The organism is Rhodococcus sp. NPDC057014, assembly GCF_042673295.1.
In the GTDB taxonomy this organism is placed as follows: domain Bacteria; phylum Actinomycetota; class Actinomycetes; order Mycobacteriales; family Mycobacteriaceae; genus Rhodococcus_F.
The window spans coordinates 1-4,622 of record NZ_JBHUSF010000480.1; the positions used below are offsets into that span (position 1 = coordinate 1).

Genomic DNA, 4,622 nt, shown 5'->3' on the forward strand with positions numbered 1-4,622 from the left:
GGCGACCGTGCTGCCCGGAGCCGTCGCGGCGCTGGTCCGCGACGAGGGGGACAGTGCCACCGGGTTCGTCGGTGTGCAGGTCCAGGCGCATTCCGCCGACCTCGGCGCCGACCTGGCCGCGTCCGTCGCCTGGGTCCGCGACGCCGCCGGCGGTGAATCGCTGGCCTCCGCCAACCCGGGATCCGACACCCCGGCGCTGGCCGACGTGATCGACGCGGACGCCCCGCTCGACATCACCGTGCACCAGGATTTCAACTGGTGGATTCCCGAAGGCGTGGAGCCGGCACCCGAGGTCGCGACCACCGTGCAGCACGCGAATGCGGCGATCATGCCGTCCGCCCGGGTCGAGGCCGAGGGTGTCGTCGCCGCGTGGTGGGTCGACGCGGGCGAGAAGGCGCACATCCGCTGGGTGCGCCCCGAGAACGAGGACGATCTGATGCTGGCCCTCGCGCGCGTGCACGCGACCGGTGGCCTGCACCTCGGTGAGGGTTCGCGCTACGCCGGGTCGTTCCGGACCCACGGTCTGCTGGTCCCGGTGTTCGACCTGGACCGTGAGAAGCATGCGAACGAATGGGCCGCCGCCACCGTCGAACTCGGTCAGCGACTGGCCGAGGCCCTGGCCATCGACGCGCCCCTCACCACCGAGGAGCGACGCGCCCGCGACGGCCTGCGCGGCCGGCAGGTGACGCTGCGGTAGGCGCTTCGCGCCCGTGAGTGGTTAACGAGTCTCTGCACTCCTCAACCACTCACGGGCGGCGGAGCCGCCTAGAGGGAACCGCCCGCTGCATGCGGCGCGCCGGACGTGTCTGCGACGCCGCTCATCTCGCGTGCGACGAACTCCTCGAGATCGAACAGGTTGCTGCCCGCGCGGTCGGCGATGGTCAGCAGCGTCGTCATGCTGGCGACCTCCTCGACCTGCTCCTTGAGGAACCACTGCATGAACTGCTCGCCGAGGTAGTCGCCCTCCTCGCGGGCGGTGCTCGCCAGTTGCACGATCTGCTCGGTGACCGTCTTCTCCTGGGTCAGAGCGAGGGCGATCGGCTCGCGGGCATTCTCGAACTGGCCCTTCGCCGCGTCGACACCCGACAGTTCGACGGAGATGTCGCGGTCGAGGAAGTACTGGACGATCATCATGGCGTGGTTGCGCTCTTCGACGGCCTGCTTGTAGAAGTGCTTGGCGAGCTGCGGCAGGTCCGAGTTGTCGAAATAGACGGCAGTCGCGATGTACTGGTGTGACGCGTTGAATTCGTTGCGAATCTGGTCGTGAAGCAGAGCGTGGAATTTCGTCTTGTGCGCGTCAGTGGAAGTCATGAAATGGATAATAATGCTGGTCAGAGCACGTGTCATCCAAGTTCAACCTTATTTTGGCAAGCGTTCCCAAACTAATGTCAACCTAATTTCGGGACCATTCTGGTGACAATTTCCTTGTCTGAGCCGGCGGCGGATCACGGATGGGAACCGGGCAATCCGCGTCGGCGGGCCCGGGCCCGTGTATAAAATTCACAGCGATCTGACGCCGCGGCCGGAGGGGCAGGCCCATGTTGAGACGACCCGGTACGTGGATAGCGTTGATTCTCGGCGCCCTTTTCCTGGGCGCGACGATTCCGGTTCCCGCACAGGCCGACCCGTTGTATCCCTGGCCGGACCCCGACCCCTTCTATTCGGCCCCCGCCGACCTCGAGGACCTGAGCCCCGGCGACGTCGTGCGGACACGCCGGATCGACACCTGGATGTACGCGAACTCCGACGGGTGGCAGATCGCGTTCCGGTCGACGAACTCCGCGGGACATCCGATCCTGGCCGTCACCACCGTGCTGCTTCCCCGTGGTGTCGCGAACCCGCCGCTCGTGTCGTATCAGGCGATCGTGAATTCGCTGGGCACCAAATGCGCCCCGTCGCGCTCGTTGTTCAATCTGGAACTGCAGGAGTCGCCCGGCCTGTATCTGGGTCTGCAGCGCGGCTGGGCGGTGTCGGTGCCCGATCATCTGGGCCCGACGGGCGCCTACGGCGCCGCGAAGCTCGGCGGCATGATCACCCTCGACAGCGTGCGGGCGGTGCAGCGGGTCGCCGAACTGGGGTTGACGCACAGCCCGGTGGCGCTGGCCGGCTATTCCGGGGGCGGCATGGCCAGCGCGTGGGCGGCGGCGCTGGCCCCGACGTATGCGCCGGAACTGAAACTCGACGCGGTGGTGGCGGGTGGGATTCCCGCGGACCTCGAGCAGATGGCCCTGGGTCTGGGGTTCAATCCGCATCCGGGGTTCGGGCTCGCGTTCGCCGCCGCGATCGGTTTGGAACGCGAATACCCGGAGCAGCTGCCGATCTCGTCGCAGCTGAACGAGACCGGGTTGTGGTTGCGCGAGTGGATGTCGAACGAATGCCGCCGGTTCCTGCTGTTCCACGGCGCCTTCCGCAGCGCCGGACAGCTGGCCGCGTCCACCAGCCTCATGGCGAGTTCGGGTGCGCACCAGGTATTGCGCGAGAACAGTCTGCGGTACTTCGAGGGCGTCCCGACCGCGCCCCTCTACCTGTGGCACGGCACCCTCGACGGGCTGACGCCGTTCGATTCGATCGCGGAGACCGCGCACCGCTACTGCGCGGCCGGCGCCAGACTGACGTTCGTGCCGTACGAGATATCCGAGCACATGACGACGGCAGTGGTGGGCTTTCCGGACGCGTACGAATACGTGGCCGCGCGATTCCGCGGCGAACCGGCGCCCACCCGCTGCTGACCCGTCGGGTCAGACGCCGCCGCCCGCGCTCTTCGGCGCACCCGGACGGACCGGCGTGTTGCCGCTCATCTCGCGGGCGACGAAATCCTCGATGTCGAACAGGTTGTCGCCGGCACGCTCGACGATGTTGAGGAGCGTGTGCATGTCCGAGACCTCCTCGACCTGTTCCTCGAGGAACCACTGGATGAACCGCTCGCCGAGGTAGTCGCCGCTGTCGCGGGCCGTGCGGGCGAGCTTGGTGATCTGTTCGGTGACGACGTGTTCGCGCTCCAGCGCGAGTGCGACGGGGGCGCGCACCGAGTCGAAATCGGTGACGACGTCGTCGATGCCGGGGACCTTCACCTGAAGGTTGTTGTCGATCAGGTACTGGATCATCATCATCGCGTGGCCGCGCTCCTCGGCGGCCTGCGAATAGAACCGGCGCGCCAGTTGCGGGAGATCGTGCGAGTCGAAATACACGGCCACCGCGATGTACTGCTGGGATGCGGTGAACTCGTTGCGGATCTGCTGCTGCAGGAGGGCATGGAACTCGCTGGGTGCTTTCGGCGCCGGTTGCGTCATGGGTGCCAGTTTACGGCCGAGCGTCACGGACCGGTGGTGACAAGTTCGGCCGGAACCTGACGGTCGTCGGCCAGCGCGTCGAAGAACTGCGACGCCCGGTCGTGATCCCAGAGCAACACGTTCCCGGCGCCGTCGACGTCCTCGAAACCGCCGACGGGGACGGTGGTCGTGACCATGTCGCCGCGGACCGCCCAGGCGAGTGCGGCGAGATTCCAGATGTGGTCGCCCTCGTCGACGCGCAACGATGCCGCGGTGTCGGTGACGAGCGGCCAGATGCGGAACGGGTTGAGCCACGTCGCGGGGCTGGTCGCCTTCGACATCAGTGCCGACATGAACATCCGCTGATGGTTCATCCGGTCGATGTCGGCGAGCGCGGTCGCGCGGCTGCGGACGAAGCCGAGCGCCTCCGCACCCGCCAGTTCCTGGCAGCCGGGCGCGAGGTTGATCCCCGCGAGCGGGTCGTCGATGGCGGTGTCCAGGCACATGTCGACGCCGCCGATCGCGTCGACGATGCCGGCGAATCCGCCGAACCCGATCTCCGCGTAGTGGTCGATGTGCAGCCCGGAGGCCTCCTCGACCGTCTGGGTCAGCAGTTGCGGACCACCGAACGCGAACGACGCGTTGATCTTGTCCTCGCCGTAGCCGGGGATCGACACGTACGAGTCGCGCGGAATGCTCACCATCGTCGCCGGGCCGCTGCCGCTGGGGACGTGCACCACGATGATGGTGTCGGTGCGGTCGGGACCGCTGTTCCCGCCGGTCGACAGCTGCTGTTCCTGCTCGGGGGTCAGCCCGGTGCGGCTGTCCGAACCGACGAGCAGCCAGTTCGTGCCGGGGGTGTCGCCGATCCGGCCGGGGTAGTCGGCCAGCGCGTCGATCCGGTTCAGCGAACTGTCGAGGTAGTAGGTCATGCCCGCGAGCGCCAGGATCAGCACCAGGAACAGGATGCCGATGCGGCGCCCCCAGTGCCGTGGCCGCCGGGGCCTGCGCTGCTGCGGCGGCTCCGGGGTGCGCGACGGTGCGGGCGGCGGGGGTGGTGGCGTGCGCGGGGGACGCCGATCGGGCGCCCGCGTCGGCGGGGGTGGCTGCGCGTCGCGGTACGGCTGCGGCGTCTGGGTGGGTGCGTAGCCGCGCGGACCCTGCGGCGGGGCCGAGCGGGACAGCTGCGGTTCCGGGGCCTGCGACCACGCCTGCTGGGGCGGCGGCGGGGCGCCACGGCCGTCGCGGCGGATCACCTGGGTGCCCTCCTGCGGCGGCGGGGGACCCTGACGCGGCGCGGGGTGCCGCGGGCGGGGCGCAGGAGGCCCCTGTTGCGGCGGACCCGGCGGCGGC

General features: G+C 68.7%; 5 protein-coding genes. 2 read left to right on the forward strand and 3 right to left on the reverse strand.

Annotated features, from left to right (window positions below; all coding sequences use genetic code 11):
* Window positions 1-697: DUF5926 family protein (locus tag ACFTZB_RS43200; protein WP_378441769.1), on the forward strand; the 697-nt coding region annotated here is incomplete at its 5' end.
* 68 nt (window positions 698-765) lie between these two features.
* On the opposite strand, the gene ACFTZB_RS43205 is transcribed toward ACFTZB_RS43200, so the two are convergent.
* On the reverse strand, window positions 766-1,311 hold the full coding sequence (locus tag ACFTZB_RS43205; RefSeq protein ID WP_378441771.1) for a ferritin: 546 nt from the start codon (window positions 1,309-1,311) through the stop codon (window positions 766-768).
* Window positions 1,312-1,538: 227 nt separating this feature from the next.
* On the opposite strand from ACFTZB_RS43205, the gene ACFTZB_RS43210 reads away from it, so the two are divergent.
* Complete coding sequence (locus ACFTZB_RS43210; RefSeq protein WP_378441772.1) at window positions 1,539-2,729, forward strand: lipase family protein; 1,191 nt, start codon at window positions 1,539-1,541, stop codon at window positions 2,727-2,729.
* Window positions 2,730-2,738: 9 nt separating this feature from the next.
* Here ACFTZB_RS43210 and ACFTZB_RS43215 read toward each other — a convergent pair whose 3' ends face one another.
* The gene (locus tag ACFTZB_RS43215) at window positions 2,739-3,290 is read right to left on the reverse strand and encodes a ferritin (protein ID WP_378441774.1); all 552 of its coding nucleotides are present in this window, start codon (window positions 3,288-3,290) and stop codon (window positions 2,739-2,741) included.
* Between the two features lie 23 nt (window positions 3,291-3,313).
* Window positions 3,314-4,525: an LCP family protein gene (locus tag ACFTZB_RS43220; protein WP_378441776.1), complete on the reverse strand. Its 1,212-nt coding sequence runs from the start codon at window positions 4,523-4,525 to the stop codon at window positions 3,314-3,316.
* Window positions 4,526-4,622: the final 97 nt, after the last annotated feature.